The organism is Belliella pelovolcani (assembly GCF_900156785.1).
GTDB classification, from domain to species: Bacteria; Bacteroidota; Bacteroidia; order Cytophagales; family Cyclobacteriaceae; genus Belliella; species Belliella pelovolcani.
In genome coordinates this window covers 210,856-227,048 of sequence record NZ_FTOP01000005.1, presented here as the reverse complement: position 1 = coordinate 227,048, position 16,193 = coordinate 210,856, and the positions used below count along the sequence as shown (strand labels likewise).

General features: G+C 40.0%; 16 protein-coding genes. 7 read left to right on the top strand and 9 right to left on the bottom strand.

Features of this window, described 5'->3' with window-relative positions; genetic code table 11:
* Positions 1-247 precede the first annotated feature (247 nt).
* The 4 genes from BW935_RS08040 to hemB all read left to right on the top strand — a co-directional run bounded on the left by BW935_RS08040 (position 248) and on the right by hemB (position 4,110).
* The gene (locus BW935_RS08040; protein ID WP_076500366.1) at positions 248-898 is read left to right on the top strand and encodes an HAD family hydrolase; all 651 of its coding nucleotides are present in this window, start codon (positions 248-250) and stop codon (positions 896-898) included.
* Between the two features lie 392 nt (positions 899-1,290).
* Positions 1,291-2,496 carry a porin gene (locus BW935_RS08035; RefSeq protein ID WP_076500364.1) on the top strand — a complete coding sequence of 402 codons (1,206 nt, stop codon included), beginning with the start codon at positions 1,291-1,293 and terminating at the stop codon, positions 2,494-2,496.
* Positions 2,497-2,602: 106 nt separating this feature from the next.
* Positions 2,603-3,109, top strand: coding sequence for a TlpA family protein disulfide reductase (locus BW935_RS08030; protein WP_076500362.1), 507 nt, complete (start codon positions 2,603-2,605; stop codon positions 3,107-3,109).
* Between the two features lie 29 nt (positions 3,110-3,138).
* On the top strand, positions 3,139-4,110 hold the full coding sequence (hemB, locus tag BW935_RS08025) for a porphobilinogen synthase (protein WP_076500360.1): 972 nt from the start codon (positions 3,139-3,141) through the stop codon (positions 4,108-4,110).
* A gap of 130 nt (positions 4,111-4,240) precedes the next feature.
* Here hemB and BW935_RS08020 read toward each other — a convergent pair whose 3' ends face one another.
* Positions 4,241-4,615 (bottom strand): co-chaperone GroES, encoded by a 375-nt coding sequence (locus BW935_RS08020; protein ID WP_076500358.1) that lies wholly within the window; start codon positions 4,613-4,615, stop codon positions 4,241-4,243.
* Positions 4,616-4,987: 372 nt separating this feature from the next.
* On the bottom strand, positions 4,988-6,904 hold the full coding sequence (gene dnaK, locus BW935_RS08015; protein ID WP_076500356.1) for a molecular chaperone DnaK: 1,917 nt from the start codon (positions 6,902-6,904) through the stop codon (positions 4,988-4,990).
* A 775-nt stretch (positions 6,905-7,679) separates the two neighbouring features.
* Here dnaK and BW935_RS08005 point away from each other — a divergent pair.
* Entirely contained in the window at positions 7,680-7,913 is a 234-nt protein-coding gene (locus BW935_RS08005) for a hypothetical protein (RefSeq protein ID WP_076500354.1), read from the top strand.
* Between the two features lie 23 nt (positions 7,914-7,936).
* Positions 7,937-8,734 (top strand): MOSC domain-containing protein, encoded by a 798-nt coding sequence (locus tag BW935_RS08000; RefSeq protein ID WP_076500353.1) that lies wholly within the window; start codon positions 7,937-7,939, stop codon positions 8,732-8,734.
* 201 nt (positions 8,735-8,935) lie between these two features.
* Here BW935_RS08000 and BW935_RS07995 read toward each other — a convergent pair whose 3' ends face one another.
* From BW935_RS07995 to truA, 7 genes are all read right to left on the bottom strand, one after another.
* Positions 8,936-9,694 carry a DUF6733 family protein gene (locus BW935_RS07995; protein ID WP_076500351.1) on the bottom strand — a complete coding sequence of 253 codons (759 nt, stop codon included), beginning with the start codon at positions 9,692-9,694 and terminating at the stop codon, positions 8,936-8,938.
* 329 nt (positions 9,695-10,023) lie between these two features.
* The gene (gene hemE / locus BW935_RS07990) at positions 10,024-11,049 is read right to left on the bottom strand and encodes a uroporphyrinogen decarboxylase (protein WP_076500349.1); all 1,026 of its coding nucleotides are present in this window, start codon (positions 11,047-11,049) and stop codon (positions 10,024-10,026) included.
* A gap of 98 nt (positions 11,050-11,147) precedes the next feature.
* Positions 11,148-11,678 (bottom strand): hypothetical protein, encoded by a 531-nt coding sequence (locus BW935_RS07985; protein ID WP_076500347.1) that lies wholly within the window; start codon positions 11,676-11,678, stop codon positions 11,148-11,150.
* A 120-nt stretch (positions 11,679-11,798) separates the two neighbouring features.
* The gene (locus BW935_RS07980; protein ID WP_076500345.1) at positions 11,799-12,311 is read right to left on the bottom strand and encodes a hypothetical protein; all 513 of its coding nucleotides are present in this window, start codon (positions 12,309-12,311) and stop codon (positions 11,799-11,801) included.
* Between the two features lies 1 nt (position 12,312).
* Positions 12,313-12,900, bottom strand: a complete 588-nt coding sequence (locus BW935_RS07975; protein ID WP_076500343.1) for a hypothetical protein — start codon at positions 12,898-12,900, stop codon at positions 12,313-12,315.
* A gap of 147 nt (positions 12,901-13,047) precedes the next feature.
* Entirely contained in the window at positions 13,048-14,820 is a 1,773-nt protein-coding gene (locus BW935_RS07970) for an ABC transporter ATP-binding protein (protein WP_076500341.1), read from the bottom strand.
* A gap of 13 nt (positions 14,821-14,833) precedes the next feature.
* On the bottom strand, positions 14,834-15,592 hold the full coding sequence (truA, locus tag BW935_RS07965; RefSeq protein WP_076500339.1) for a tRNA pseudouridine(38-40) synthase TruA: 759 nt from the start codon (positions 15,590-15,592) through the stop codon (positions 14,834-14,836).
* 103 nt (positions 15,593-15,695) lie between these two features.
* On the opposite strand from truA, the gene BW935_RS07960 reads away from it, so the two are divergent.
* Complete coding sequence (locus tag BW935_RS07960; protein WP_076500338.1) at positions 15,696-16,175, top strand: DUF4293 domain-containing protein; 480 nt, start codon at positions 15,696-15,698, stop codon at positions 16,173-16,175.
* Positions 16,176-16,193 lie beyond the last annotated feature (18 nt).

Genomic DNA, 16,193 nt, shown 5'->3' with positions numbered 1-16,193 from the left:
TGGCAACAGCTATTTAGGGATATTGGATCCGTCGCTGCGGACAAGTTATTCTTAGATATTTTCTAAGATTGGAATGTGAATATTTCTGAAAAAGATCCCTCCAAGATATTTGAGACCTTGGAGGGATTTCCATAATTACTGAACAATATTTAAATATACATATTATGGCATAACTATAGCTTTCTGTAATATTAAGTCTTCTTTTCTTTTTTTGTTAGCTTTACCAATTCAAAGAGCCTATTTAACCATGAACAAAGCAATTATTTTCGATATGGACGGAGTCATCTGCCATACCAATCCTTTTCACTCACAAGCCTTTAAGTCATTTTTTGCCAGAAGAAATATGTACCCAACAGAAGCAGAATTTGCAGACCACATGTATGGCAAGAGTAATTCATATATCATGAGTCATTTTTTTGGCAGAAAAATAGCAGGCGAAGAATTGCTTCAGCTAGAGGATGAAAAAGAAAGCCTATTCAGAGAAATCTATGAAGATCAAGTCAATCCAATCACTGGCTACTTGGAGTTTCTAGATCAATTAAAATCCAACAAACTCCTTACAGGAGTGGCTACTTCGGCACCCATGGCCAACCTTGAATTGATTGCTGGAAAGCTATCATTATTAGACAAAATGGAATCCGTACTAGCCAGTGAGCATGTAAGCAAGCACAAGCCTGATCCAGAAGTCTATCTCAAATCTGCCAACAACCTCAATGTCTCACCAGACAACTGCCTTGTATTTGAAGACTCCTTCTCTGGAGTATCAGCAGCTCTGAATGCTGGCATGAAAGTAGTCGGCGTATTGTCCTCACATACCAAAGAAGAGCTCCCGCCATGTAATTTGTATATCACAGACTACCAAAACCTAAAATTGCAAACCGTCTTAGCTTTATTTTAACTTGAAATAGAACGCGGATGACGCAGATGCAACTGATAGTCACAGATAAAAAACCAATCAGAGAGTATCCGAATCATCCGCGTTCCATTAAAATAGCACACTGATGACACAGATCTAGCAGATGATCACAGATCAAAAATTCATCTGCGTAAATCCACCCAATCAGCGTCATCTGCGTTCCATTGACTTAACATTCCCTTAACACACCAAATACCGCTATTTACATCCTATTGACACATTTTTCACATTCATACATTTTTAAAACCCCTACATCATGTTTATAAAGCATCGAGAGGATAACAAATACTTAATTTCTACATCATCATAAAGAAATATTGGCTTCTCACCTTTGTCACGCTGTACAATACTTCTTATTTAAAAATCTTCCTAGCATGCGAATCAAAATCGCTCTGATCATCTCTATGATGATCTGCTCTGTGGATGTTTTTGCAAGGAACATCGATAGAGACTCTGTAGCAACAGAGGAAGTCAAACAAATACTCAGGAAACCCTGGTATGAAACCATTCAGCTGCGTGGTTATGCTCAGCTGAGGTACAATAGACTATTTGAAACCAACCCTGACCTGCAATGCGAGCAGTGTGATCGCTCTTGGGGAGAGAATGGTGGCTTTTTCTTCAGACGAATTAGGATGATCTTCTATGGTCAAATTCACGAAAAAGTCTATTTCTACATCCAACCTGATTTTGCGTCTGGAGGTGGAAACTTCGCTCAAATCAGGGATGCATACTTCGACCTAGGCTTAGATCAAAAGCAAGAATTCAGACTTAGAATCGGACAAAGCAAAGTCCCTTTTGGCTTTGAAAACCTTCAATCCAGTCAAAATAGAATCCCACTTGATAGACATGATGGACTCAATTCAGCGGTAGCAAACGAAAGGGACATTGGTGTGATGTTCTATTACGCACCAACCAAAATCAGGAGACGTTTCAGCGAATTGGTCTCTTCTGGTCTGAAAGGCTCGGGAGATTATGGAGTGTTCGGACTTGGTCTATATAATGGACAGACAGCCAATCAACCTGACAAAAACAATAGCCTCCATATAGTATCAAGAGTCACATACCCTTTTGAGTTAGAATCTGGACAGATCATCGAGACTTCCTTCCAAGGTTACACAGGCAAATTTGTCATAAACCGCAATCCTCAAACGGATTTTGATCAGACAGAATTTGAGGAGTTCAGGTACGGGCCAAGCTTTATCCTCTATCCACAGCCATTTGGTATCCAAGCTGAATTCAATTGGGGTAGAGGCCCAGAGTATGATCCAGAGACTAATTCTGTGCAAGATGCACCACTTGAAGGAGGTTATGTATTGGCTTCCTACTTCTTGAAAAAAGGCAATGATATCTTCATCCCTTTTACCAGATATCACTACTACAAAGGAGGCAAAAAACACGAATTAGATGCTACCAAGCATCGCGTAAAAGAATTGGAAATAGGTGTAGAATGGCAGCCCCACAGAAATTTTGAATTGGTAGCCATGTACACCATCTCTGACAGGACATTTGAAAATTCCCTCAATCCTGAAAACAGACAAAAAGGATCTCTACTCAGACTCCAAGCACAAATCAACTTCTAAAATAAAGTTTAGTCTATATACGATCAAGAGCAGGCAACTATGTTTCCTGCTTTTTTTATTTTTCAAACTAAAATTATATATTTAGTGATCTATAAAATTCACTACTATGAAAATCATTTTAACAATTTTGACCTGTCTGCTTCTGATCAACACTGGAGCAAACGACAACAACAATTTCAAAGCTGAATTCAACAATGCATTAAAAAAGAATGCTGACATTTCCGAATTGGCACAAGGCGAAGCTGCGGTGATCAATATTTGGGCAACTTGGTGTGGCCCATGCATCAGAGAAATACCTGAGATGAATGAGCTGGTTCAAGAATACAGTAACAAGAATGTGAGATTCTTGGCTTTTTCCAACGAACCAATGAGCACCTACAAATCCTTCCTCAAAAAGAGACCAGATTTTAAATTTGATTATGAATTAAGTTTTGGAGATGCTCGTAGTATCAGTTTACTCAAAGCACTAGACAAGCAAAGAGGGGGTACTGCCATTCCACTACACATCTTAATCAACAAAGACGGAGAAGTAGAAGAGGTCTTCATTGGTGCTTCACCAGCAAATATTCAAAAAATTAAGACCTTCTTGGACAAACAGGCTTCCGCCGAATAGTGTTAACTTTGCAGGAAACAAGTTCAGTTATGCAAAGAAGACCTAGAAGGAATAGAAAGTCTCAAGCCATCAGAAACATGGTGGAAGAAACCAGACTTTCTGTCAAAGATTTCATATTTCCCATGTTTTTGATCGATGGTGTCAATCAAAAGGTAGAAGTAGCTTCCATGCCAGGCATCTACAGATACTCTTTGGACCTCATGCTGAAAGAGATCGAAGACTGTGTCAATTTGGGGATCATGGCTTTTGACATTTTCCCTGCATACCCTGAAAGCAAAAAAGACAAGTATGCTACAGAAAGCTACAACCCTGAGACCTTTTACCTCAAAGCCATCCATAAAATCAAGACTACTTTTCCTGAGATCGTGGTGATGACTGATGTGGCTATGGATCCTTATAGTTCAGATGGCCATGATGGCTTGGTCGAAAATGGACAAATCCTCAACGACGAAACCTTAGAGATCTTAGGAAAAATGTCACTAGCACAAGCACAAGCTGGAGCTGACATCCTTGGCCCATCTGACATGATGGACGGAAGAGTCGGATACATCAGAAATGTACTAGATGAAAATGGCTACACAAATGTATCCATCATGTCTTATACAGCTAAGTACGCATCGGCTTTCTATGGCCCTTTCCGTGATGCATTGGATTCTGCACCGAAATCTGGCGATAAGAAAACATACCAAATGGATTCCGCCAACTACCACGAAGCTCTGATTGAGGCCGATTTGGACACTGAAGAAGGCGCTGACTTCTTGATGGTCAAGCCAGCTTTGGCCTACTTGGATGTCATCCGCTTATTGAAAGACAATTCGAATCTGCCCATCGCAGCGTACAATGTCAGCGGAGAATATGCCATGATCAAAGCCTCTGCAGAAAGAGGATGGCTAGACGGAGAAAGAGCCATGCTAGAGTCCCTCCTCAGCATCAAACGAGCCGGGGCCAATGTAATCTTGAGCTACTTCGCAAAGGAATATGCATTGCTTGAGAAAAAGTAAAAAAAGCCATTTGACATCAACAGAGTCAAATGGCTTTTTTGATTTAACATCACAAGCTTTTTTACCTGTATATCAATTCATCGAATTTATCTGTTGTCTTTGCAGAAAATCATTTCTCTTATTGTAATTTTCACAATTCCTCTTCCCTCTCCAACATCAAGATTGAATGTTGCGGGACGATGAAGTATTTTTCACCTTCATAGATCACCTCGTAGCTCCCATTGACCAAGAAGATAGCCAAGTCACCTTCTTTGGCTTGAAGAGGAATATATTTGATACTTTCATCTCTGTCTCTCCATGGTTCATCATCCTCTACAGGGGAAGGAATAGGGTAACCAGGGCCAGTTTTGATGATATAGCCTTGCTGTACCTTTTCTTTTTCTTGTACCCCAGGTGGCAGATATAGACCCGAAGAAGTCTTTTCGTCAGCCTTCCTCAATTTGATCAATACTCGGTCACCGACGATGATGATCTTTTTTAATTTATTGTCAGCAGTTAGTTGCATTGGTAGTGTTGTTAACGATCCGCTTATTTAGAAAAAAGAAACAAGAGCGTCGAAAAGGATGAAATAGGAGGGATGAAGGATGAAATGGAAGGGTTGAATTTGTTTTTTTTCACGCTACTGGCGCAACGGATTCACGTAACGTTGGATTCCTTATCCTGTCCTGAAATTACTTGCCCTTTTTTAAGAATAATTCTCTTATTCACATGCCTCTAATATATCGCCTCAAGACATATATCCATATATATCGCGCCAGCAAATATCAGTCTCTAGCCTCCAAGATTTCTCGACCTAAATATCTTGCATCTTGACTCTCAAAAAAACGGCATCCATAGTCTCGCTACAGATGCCGTTTTTTGTTGGTTTAGTTCTGAATTACTTTTTATCTTCAGATACTTCTTCGTAATCTACATCTGACACACCGTCCCCAGCTTCGGCAGATCCACCAGCGCTAGCATCAGGGCCTGCTTGAGCTCCTGCACCTTGCGTAGCATTGTAGATTTCTTGAGAAGCAGCTTCCCAAGCCTTGTTCAAACCTTCCATAGCAGCATCGATTCCTGCCAAGTCTTGAGACTGATGTGCAGTTTTCAAGGTTTCCAGAGCTGCAGAGATATTGGATTTATTGCCTTCTGACAACTTCTCACCATATTCCTTCAATTGCTTCTCTGTCTGGAAGATCAAGCTATCAGCGCCGTTGAGTTTCTCGATTTTTTCTTTCTCAGCTTTGTCAGTAGCAGCATTTGCTTCTGCTTCTCTCTTCATTCTTTCGATATCGTCTTGAGACAAACCTGAAGAAGCTTCGATCTTGATTTTTTGCTCTTTACCAGTTCCTTTATCTTTTGCTGACACATTCAAGATACCATTGGCATCGATGTCAAATGTCACTTCGATCTGAGGAACGCCTCTTGGAGCTGGTGGAATATCTGTCAATTGGAATCTACCAATCGTTCTATTATCCTTAGCCAAAGGTCTTTCTCCTTGCAATACATGGATATCAACAGCCGGCTGATTGTCAGCAGCGGTAGAGAACACCTCAGACTTCTTGGAAGGAATGGTTGTGTTAGCTTCGATCAATTTGGTAAACACACCGCCCATGGTCTCTATACCCAATGAAAGAGGCGTCACATCCAAAAGAAGTACATCTTTCACCTCACCAGTCAAAACACCACCTTGGATCGCTGCACCGATTGCCACTACTTCATCTGGGTTTACGCCTTTGGATGGCTTCTTGCCGAAGAACTTCTCCACTTCCTCTTGAATCTTAGGAATCCTTGTAGAACCACCTACCAAGATAACTTCATCGATATCAGAGGCAGAAAGTCCCGCATCCTGAAGTGCTTTTTTACAAGGCTCCATAGACCTTCTTACCAAATCCTCTGAAAGCTGCTCAAATTTTGCCCTGCTCAAGGTCCTCACCAAGTGCTTAGGACCAGACTGTGTTGCAGTGATGTATGGCAAGTTGATTTCTGTTGAAGAAGAGCTTGATAATTCGATTTTAGCTTTTTCAGCAGCTTCTTTCAATCTTTGAAGTGCCATCGGGTCTTGTCTAAGATCGATTTGTTCTTCTGACTTGAACTCGTCGGCAAGCCAGTTGATGATCACTTGGTCAAAGTCATCACCACCGAGGTGGACATCACCATTGGTAGATTTCACTTCGAATACGCCATCACCCAACTCTAAGATAGACACATCAAATGTACCACCACCAAGGTCATACACTGCGATCTTCATATCTTGGTTTTTCTTATCCATACCATAAGCCAAAGCTGCTGCCGTAGGCTCGTTGATAATTCTTTTTACTTCAAGACCTGCAATCTGTCCAGCTTCTTTGGTAGCCTGACGCTCTGCATCATTGAAGTAAGCTGGCACAGTGATAACCGCTTCAGTCACTTCCTGACCCAAGAAATCCTCTGCAGTGCTCTTCATTTTCTGAAGGATCATTGCAGAAAGTTCTTGTGGAGTATATGATCTGTCACCGATTTTTACAGCTACAGTGTCATTAGGACCTTGTTCTACTTTGTAAGAAGCATGTTTTTTCTCCTCAGAAACTTCAGAGAACTTCTTACCCATAAATCTCTTAACAGAAGAAATGGTATTGGCAGGGTTAGTGATGGCCTGACGCTTGGCAGGATCCCCTACTTTTCTCTCTCCATTTCCATTGTCCAAGAATGCTACTATAGAAGGAGTTGTTCTTCTACCTTCTGAGTTTTGGATCACCACCGGCTCGTTACCTTCCATTACAGCAACACAGGAGTTGGTCGTACCCAAGTCAATACCTATGATTTTTCCCATGATATAGTTATTTTCTTAATTGATTACGTTTTTTGAAATTACATAATCCCAATAGACAAGGCTTGTGCCAAGCATAACTCAAGCCCGAATCACGTCAGATTGTCAGACTAGCGTGACAGAATTCAATTGGATTCCTGACATGTCAAGCCTAAACCAAAATCCATACATGACAAAATTATTCTCCTTTCAAGACAAAAAGTGAATGTGACTATACGCTAGGAAAGTATATATCAATATTTTTCGGAGACAGCCAATTAAAGTATCATAATATGATTCAATGTCGTTTAGTTTAGAATAACTTTTCCAAAGTTCAGATTTGTAAACAATGTTTGTATTTACTTTTAACCCAACTTTGGAAAAGTTTAAATTCAACTTGTAGTCTTATCTAGGGCTTGCTGAAAAAGTCTCAGGCATGCCAGATTCAAAGCGGGCGAATGAAGATGTATGCTTATACTTCGATTGAGCCCAATGAAGAAGATGGTATGCCTGAGACTAGCCTGAAAATTTCGAGTTTTGAAATTTTCAAGAGCACGCAAATCAAGCAATATCATTGAATAAACTTGCACTTGCTTAAAAAGAAAACACTTGTTAAACGGGATATTCTTCAAAACTTAAAGAATTTATTCTCCAATTGGCGTTTTTCAGCACGCCCTATCTAAACGACTTTCCAATATATACTATAAATCGGTTGCTGACCTAATTGGAGATATACATAATTAACCAATTTTAATTCTCTTCGATGCAACCATTTTACCTAAATCCGTATCTTAGTGGTATGAACAGCAGGCAAAAGCAAATACAGCGAAGTGAAAGGCTCAAGTGGGGCTTGGCTTTTTTGATCTGTATGCTGACAGCTGCACTATTTTCATACGAACCTACAGAAAAATCACTTTTTGACAGAATAAGCAATCCAATCAGCTTTTTGAAAATGGAACAAGAAAATCAATTCCACCATATCATCACCAAATTCTTCAATCCCGAAATCCCAGATAAGTTCAAAAGATTGTAACTTGGCGACATAAAATTCTCGCCATGATCCTACAAGACATCTACATCTACCCCATCAAATCCCTCAGCGGTATCCAGCTAAACACTGCAAAACTAGAAGAAAGAGGCCTGCAGCATGACAGAAGGTGGATGCTGGTGGACAGGTCAGGCATGTTCCTATCCCAGCGAACGCATCCTCAGATGGCCTTACTACAAGTACAGCTCAAAAAGGACGCATTACTTGTCACCCACAAGAATAATCCTGACTTGCATATCGAGATCCCGATGAAGCCTGAGACTGAAAAAGTAACGCCAGTGACTATCTGGGAAGATACTGTAGAAGGCCAAGTGGTCTCAGAAGCTGTCAATGAATGGTTTTCAGAATTTATGGCGATGCCTTGTAAACTAGTCAAAATGCCAGCAAGTACACAAAGAAAACTAAAAGCCAAGTATGCAGTCAATGGTGAATCCGTAAGTTATGCCGATGGAATGCCATACCTGATCATTGGGCAAGAATCGCTCAACAATCTCAATGCACGACTAGAAAAACCTGTCCCCATGGATCGTTTTAGACCAAATTTGGTTTTTAGCGGAGGAACTGCCTTCATCGAGGACGAGTGGAAAAAAGTAAAAATTGGAGAAGCTACTTTTAAAATCACCAAACCATGCGCAAGATGCGTCATGACTACAGTAGATCAAGATACCGCACAAAAAAATAAAGAGCCACTTAAGACCCTTGCTAGCTACAGAACAGTAGATAACAATGTCATGTTTGGTCAGAACATGTTAGTACTAACAGGGAATTCAATCAAGATCGGTGATCTGGTCGTTGGAGAAAAATAAAACTCAAATCTCAGGGAAGTAGCCCTGAAATATTTTTTAGCTTACAAAGCGCAACATGAATCACAAAGCATCCAAAGATAGTTCAAACAAAAGATTCGAATAAACCAAAAAGAAAGCTAATTAAGCAGATCGCAAATTTTAGAAGTAAAAAAACAAAAGAGCCATCAAAAATGACAGCCCTTTTATTCTATTCATCAATTTTTAGAAGCTATAGCCAACAGTCAATTTGAAAAAAGAAGGTTGTCTATAACCACTTTTTTCCAACTGCGCGTCACTTCTTAAGTCAGCTCCTGAAGTAAATCTAGCAAAAGCACCTCCATTAGGATCTGCAAATTGAACGTATGGACCCAAAGCCAAGTAAAAATCAAAAGCAGGATCTTCTGGTGCATTACTCCCGCCAGTGTATCTCAACTGTTCCAAATGTAGCCCGGCAGAGAAAAAGGGAGAAAATTTATAACCTCCGTTTAACCAGTAATGCAGATAGTTATTTGTCGAAGGGTTTCCGTGATTGAACCCAGCATAATATCCAGCATAGAACTCACCTTCTGTTTTGACTTTATCTAGACCTATAGTCAGGTTTGGAACAATCCCCTCACCCAATACAGGTGTCCCTAACCCAGAAGTCAGGCTCCCACTCAAAATACCGATTTGAGGATTGATGTTGATCCCATCAGCTACATCGAAGTTCATCCCTACACCAAACTCAGTCCAATTACCCCAGCTTCCGCCAGCTGCACCACCTGACCATAAAATCCCATAAAAAGTAAAGGCAGTATTTTGGCTAAGGCTATAAGACCCCGCAAAAAATGGATAGAAGCCAAAAAAGATGTCTGAATTCAAGGTGACATCCATGCTAAATCTACTTTCCTCTTGAGCATAGGCAGGTGTAGCCAATAAAGCTACACAAAGCGCGATCAAAGAAAATCCTTTTGTTACCGTTTTTGTAAATCTGTTTTTCATTTGTTTAATAGGTTTTGTTAGAAACAGGTTTGAAATAGACCCTTATAAATGCCTTTCAACATTATTTTAGTCTTAACAGGTTCTAAATTTAACTGTAATTAAATAAAATACAACATAAAAGCATTTTTTCAATTAAAAAAACAACCAAATCGATTGCGTTTTACATTATTTTCAAAAAAATCAGTTAATAATTGCGACGACGCTTAACTCCGGGAAAATTTTAAGAAAAAAAATTAGCCTCAGATAAACCTGAGGCTAATGATTTATAATTACGCTACTATTAGGATTTCATTCCTACTCTAAGCAATCCTGATTGGCTAAAATATATTTCACTTGTATTGCTTAACGGTCTCAATAAACACCTTCACTTTTGCTGGATCGATATCAGGATAGACGCCATGCCCAAGGTTAGCAATATGCCTACCTCCTTTGAACTGATCCATCATGCGAATGGTAGCAGTCCTTACTTCTTCATCCGAGCCATAAAGCGCCGCGGGATCTAAGTTGCCCTGAAGCGTCTTATGATCACCAATCATTTTTCTGGATTCAGCGATACCCATATTCCAATCCAAACCAATAGTTTCACAATTCAACTGACCCATCGCCTCTCTAGCGAAAAATGCTCCTTTGGCAAAAACCGTCTTCGGCACCTCGTTGATAGCATCACAGATCTGTGCGATATAGCGAAGAGAAAATTCATCATAATGATCAGGAGGCAATATCCCCGCCCAGCTGTCAAACAGCTGAATCAAATTGACACCTGCTGCTATTTGGGCTTTCAGATAATTGATCGTACTATCAGTAATCATCTGTAGCAACTGATGAGATAAAGTCGGCTCTGTATACAGCATGGCTCTAGCTTTTGAAAAAGTCTTACTACCCGAACCTTCTATCATGTAGGCAAAGATCGTCCAAGGCGCTCCAGCAAAACCGATCAAAGGCACCCTTCCATTCAAAGCCTTCTTAGTGATTTTGATAGCCTCTATCACATAACTCAGGTCATCTACGCCGTCAGCCACACGCAACTTTTTTAAATCTCCAGCAGACTGCACAGTATTTGGGAACCATGGACCTCGCTTTTCTACCATTTCGTATGGCAAACCCATAGCTTCTGGAATCACTAGAATGTCAGAAAAAATAATCGCAGCATCTACCCCTAAAATATCTACAGGCTGAATCGTCACTTCTGCAGCAAGCTCAGGAGTTTGGGCTAATTCAATAAAGCCACTGACACTCTCTCTCACTGCTCTGTATTCAGGAAGGATTCTACCTGCTTGACGCATCAACCAAACTGGGGTTCGCTCTACTGCCTCACCTTTAGCAGCTCTTATCAATAAGTCGTTTTTCAATTGCATGGGGCAAAGATAAGATAGGAAATTTTATTTTGTGATATACGGGAAAAAATTCAAAATAGACTAAAAAGAAAAAAGCCTCACGAGGAGGCTTTTGGTTATTATTGTCTGGGCTGAAGTTGGACGATATCCTTTTCTGTCTTGCCCATATATTCCATTACATTATTGAAATCAGAGAAATCCATTCTTGCATTTGCCAAATCAGCAGGAAACACCACTACTCTGAAAACTTGATTTCGAGTAAACTCCGAAGGAAGTGCACTCAGATCAAAATTCCCATCCATAAAGAAACTGAAATCAAACCTCGTAAAATCATAATTGTACATAAAGATCCCAAATTGTGGAAACTCAAAATTAGTTTGCGGAAGCGCCCTCCACACATCAGTGTCATCAACTACATCCCATAAAATATAAGCTAGCAACTTATCACCTGGCTCAATCGGTACTGTAAACTCGTAATAGTCTGATTGAAAATTATTTGCTGACGTAAAATTCACATTCCCAATCTCAAATACTTCTCCGACAATGACGATCCCGTCTTGTCCTGGAATACCTGGAGGGCCTGGAGGGCCTTCACAAGCGAAGAAGGCGAAGATGCCTAGCATCATTACTGCCTTGAATAAATTTTTCATATGGATATAGTTTATAGTGATTAATATTTCCTAACGTAAAAACAAATATTCAGTTATTTTCATTTGCTCAAATAGCCATTCACCAAAATTATACCAATAAAATCAACAAACAGAAAAATCTTATTTCCGAATCAATCCCAAAACTTGAACTTCCTCAGGACCAATGATTTTATCAATATAAAGATATGGAACAGCCAATCCTTGACCTTTTGCAAACTGATTGATCTTCTTCTTCACTTTATTGGGACTGGGCATCACTAAGCGATGCGCTTTGATGGTTGCCACTACAGCCTGATCGGCATCAAAGCTCAATTGCTCAAAGTCTTCCATTGGAACCTGGGTCTGGACACCTACAAAAACCTCCATGGTATCCAGCTTGCCTGCCGGCTCTACATAATATATGGTATGTAAGGGCAAATCTGCACCCAAAGCTATTTGTTCCATTTTCTGAAACACCCTAGCAATAGCATCATCTTGGGGAGTTCCCCGAAAGGAAATCCCTTGGAGTGCCAAACCATCCACAGATTTTAATGCTATCTCAACTTCATTGAAGCCACCTAACCTATGAAATTGAAACAGACCAGCCCCAACTAGTACCAGTAGAATCAAGGAAATAATTAGCCACTTTTTCATCCTAAAACAAATACCTCACACCAATACCACCCTGTAGCTTGAGATGCCCAAATCTATCCAATAGCTCCATAAACAACCCTATCTCCGCAAATATACTGATCGGAAGATCGTCAAAGTAATACTCTCCTCCTCCAAAAATCTCTGGGCCTAAATCAATATTTCTTCTCGACTCTCTGAAGAAAACCCCAGGAGGCGAAGACGCTGGATCTGTGTAAGAATAATCTACCCTTGTTGATCTCAATTGTACCCCTGCACCTGCATATGCTAGAAAGTATCCTTGATCAATATTCAGATCATCTGTGATATCTTCATGATATGCACCTCTTAGGTTAAATGAAAACGAGCTCCCTGTGCTGTGCCCTGCATAAAAAGCATTGGGCGTAGGTCTATTATTGTCAAATGCCCTCTGGTAGTATTGAGCACTATTCACACCTGCCCTACCAAACATCCCCTCGATGGCAATATTGCCATCCAAAAACTTTTTGTAAGTAATCGATAGTGGCTCTCCTAACCTCAAGCCCACACCATCTTCCTGTGCATGCGCAAAAAATGGCAGCATGCAAATCATCGCAATCAAAATTCTCTTCACAATTATCTTCTTTTTGGTTTAGTTTATTAGCTTCCAACGGCGCAAAAATAAGTCCAGTTACCTAAAATTTTGAATTATATCGAACTTTTTAAAACACTTGTTCCAAAAATGCTTTGAAATAACCTTACGAAATCCAGCCAATTTGCCTTAGATCGCCATGGATTTCATCTGCATCTTGTGCAAGTTGGTATAATAACCACCAAGTGCCAAAAGAGACTCATGCGTACCCATTTCTTTGATTTCCCCTTGATGCAATACAATGATCTTATCAGCCTTTTGGATTGTAGATAGCCTGTGTGCAATCACGATAGAAGTACGTCCTTTCATCATTTTTTCAATGGCCTTTTGAATCAATTCTTCTGTTTCTGTATCCACAGAAGAGGTCGCCTCATCCAAAATAATAATCTCTGGATTATACACAATAGCTCTCACAAAAGAGATAAGCTGTCGCTGCCCTACAGAGAGTGTCGCGCCACGCTCTTTGACATCGTAATCCAAGCCTCCTGGTAGCTTTTCGATAAATTTCTTTGCCCCCACCAACTTGGCCGCTTGCATGACTTCTTCTCTGCTGATATTAGGATTACCCAATGTGATATTGTAATAGATCGTATCCGAAAACAAAAACACATCTTGCAACACAACTCCTATATGCTTACGCAGGGTACTCAGTTCAAATTCCTTGATATCTGTACCATCTATCTTGATTGCTCCCTTGTTAATTTCATAAAATCGACTGATCAAATTGATAATGGATGACTTGCCCGCTCCTGTAGCACCTACCAAAGCAACTGTCTCCCCATGCTTGACCTCAAAATTGATATCCCTCAGCACATATTCTTCATCATTGTATGCAAACCATACATTTTCTAAATGGATATTCCCTTTGATTTTCTCTGGCTTGAAAGTCCCTTCATTTGGAATCTGCTCGTCACTTTCCAATAACTTAAAAATCCTACTTGAACTTACCACTCCCATCTGAAGGGTATTGTATCTATCAGCGATCATGCGTATTGGCCTAAAGAAAAGTTGCAAATACATGATGAAGGAAATCAAAACCCCAACTTTGATATCCAAATCAAACACGCCAGTCGCACCGTACCACACGACTAAACCTATCCCAATCGCTTGGATAATCTCTGCAACTGGGAAATAAATAGAGTAGTAGAGTACTGACTTGATGTGAGCTTTTCGATGGTCTCTGTTGATCTCCTTGAATTTTTCGTATTCTCTCTTTTCACGATTAAAGATCTGCACGATATTCATCCCTGTGATGTGCTCTTGTAGGAATGAATTGAGATTAGATACCGCATTTCTGACATCATTAAAAGCAACTTTGATTTTCTCCTTGAATATATAAGTTGAAATAATCAAAAGCGGCAGTGTACACAGACTCACCAAAGTAAGTTTCCAATCAATGTAAAACATCACTGCCAGAATCGTCACCAACTGCAATAAGTCACCTATAATAGCGGCCAGACCTTCGCTAAAAACATCAGCCAAAGTCTCGATATCAGACACATTTCTTGTAACCAATCTTCCAATAGGTGTATTGTCAAAAAACTTCAAGCGCATCTTCAAGAGATGCCTATATAGCCTGATTCTGATATCCTTGATAATGACCTGACCTATCCAGCCCGAGAGGTAAGTATGGGCAAACTGTACAAAAGCTTGCAAAACCATCAACCCCACCAACAAATAAATAATCTGAACCAATCCAGGCCTTTCTCCTAGTGCCACATAATCATCGATGGCAACTTGGATGAAATAAGGCCTTGTTGGCGCAAGAATAGCTAGTGCTAAAGTAAGGAAAATCAACAGGTAGAATTTACCCTGATATGGCTTGACAAACTGATACAGTTTTTTCAGCACGGTGGTGTCTATGATATCACCACTTTTTACATTTTCCTTTTCCAAACTCAAAATCTCTTAAAATTTAAATGAAGATATCTTCAGGGTAAGTTACCTCACAGAGGAAAAGTCCTGATGCGGGAGCAGATGATCCAGCTTGACTCCTATCCCTACTTTCCAAAATCTCCTGAAATTGCTCAGTACTCAACTTACCTTCCCCTACATCTACCAATGTACCAACAATTGCCCTGACCATACCTCGTAGAAACCTGTTTGCAGTTATATGAAAGTGCAATTCATGTCCCTTTTGTTCCCAATAGGCTGCTTTTATTTTACAGCCAAAATGATTCACTTCTGTCTTTACCTTACTGAAGCATTCGAAGTCTTCATGAGCTATCAGTAATGCTGCCGCTTCATTCATTTTCTCCAAATCCAAAGGTCTAAAGTAATGCCATAAAAGTTCCTGCTCAAATGGATTTTTACGATAGGTGATTTTATAGATATAACTGCGCCATATGGCATCAAATCGTACATGCGCATCTCTTTTGACGAGCCTCAGTTGATATGCAGAAATATCTTTGGGAAGTACTGCATTTAGTTTTTTTAGAAAAACTACACTATCAAGCACCTCCTCAACATCAAAATGAACAAATTGTTGAGATGCGTGCACGCCTGTATCTGTTCTACCCGAGCCTGTGACTGGAACACTCACTCTCAATATCATAGCTAGCGCTTGTTCAAGTGTCTCTTGGACAGATTTTGCATTTTTTTGGGATTGCCAACCATGATAGTGTGTGCCTTTATAGGCAAGTTCAAGGAAATATCTGTAGCTAGTCTTACTCACGATTGCAAAGATACTATTCCACGGTAAATTTAAACGCCAAAAACCCTATTCCTTGCGATTCATCAAATTACCCTGTTTCTTTGTCAAAATTTCTAATCAAGACATGATACAAAGAATTCAAACCGTATTTCTCTTTTTGGTGGCCGTCTCAATGATTATAGTCATCAGCTTTCCAATTTGGCAACAAGTTAACCCAGAACAAACCCAAATGGTTACCTTAAACGCTTGGAGCTTGACCACTACAGATAATGCTTCGCAAGAAGTCATCAAATCTGAAGGCAATATTTACTTGGGTATTTTAGCCATTATTGCAGCGGGCTTAGCGTCATTTAGCCTCACCCAGTATAAAAATAGAACCAAGCAGATGTTTCTCAATATGATCAACTCACTGGTAATGGTAGTAACCCTAGCGCTGATCATCTACACCAGCCATCAGGCCAATGCTGAGATCAATCCAGATGTGAATGGTGCATTTGTACTAGGATTTTGGGCGATTTTTGGAGGAATGATCATGAATTTGTTAGCCAATAGGTTCATTAGAAAAGACGAAATGCTAGTAAGATCGGTAGACCGAATCAGATAATCCAGAGAAAAAAACAAA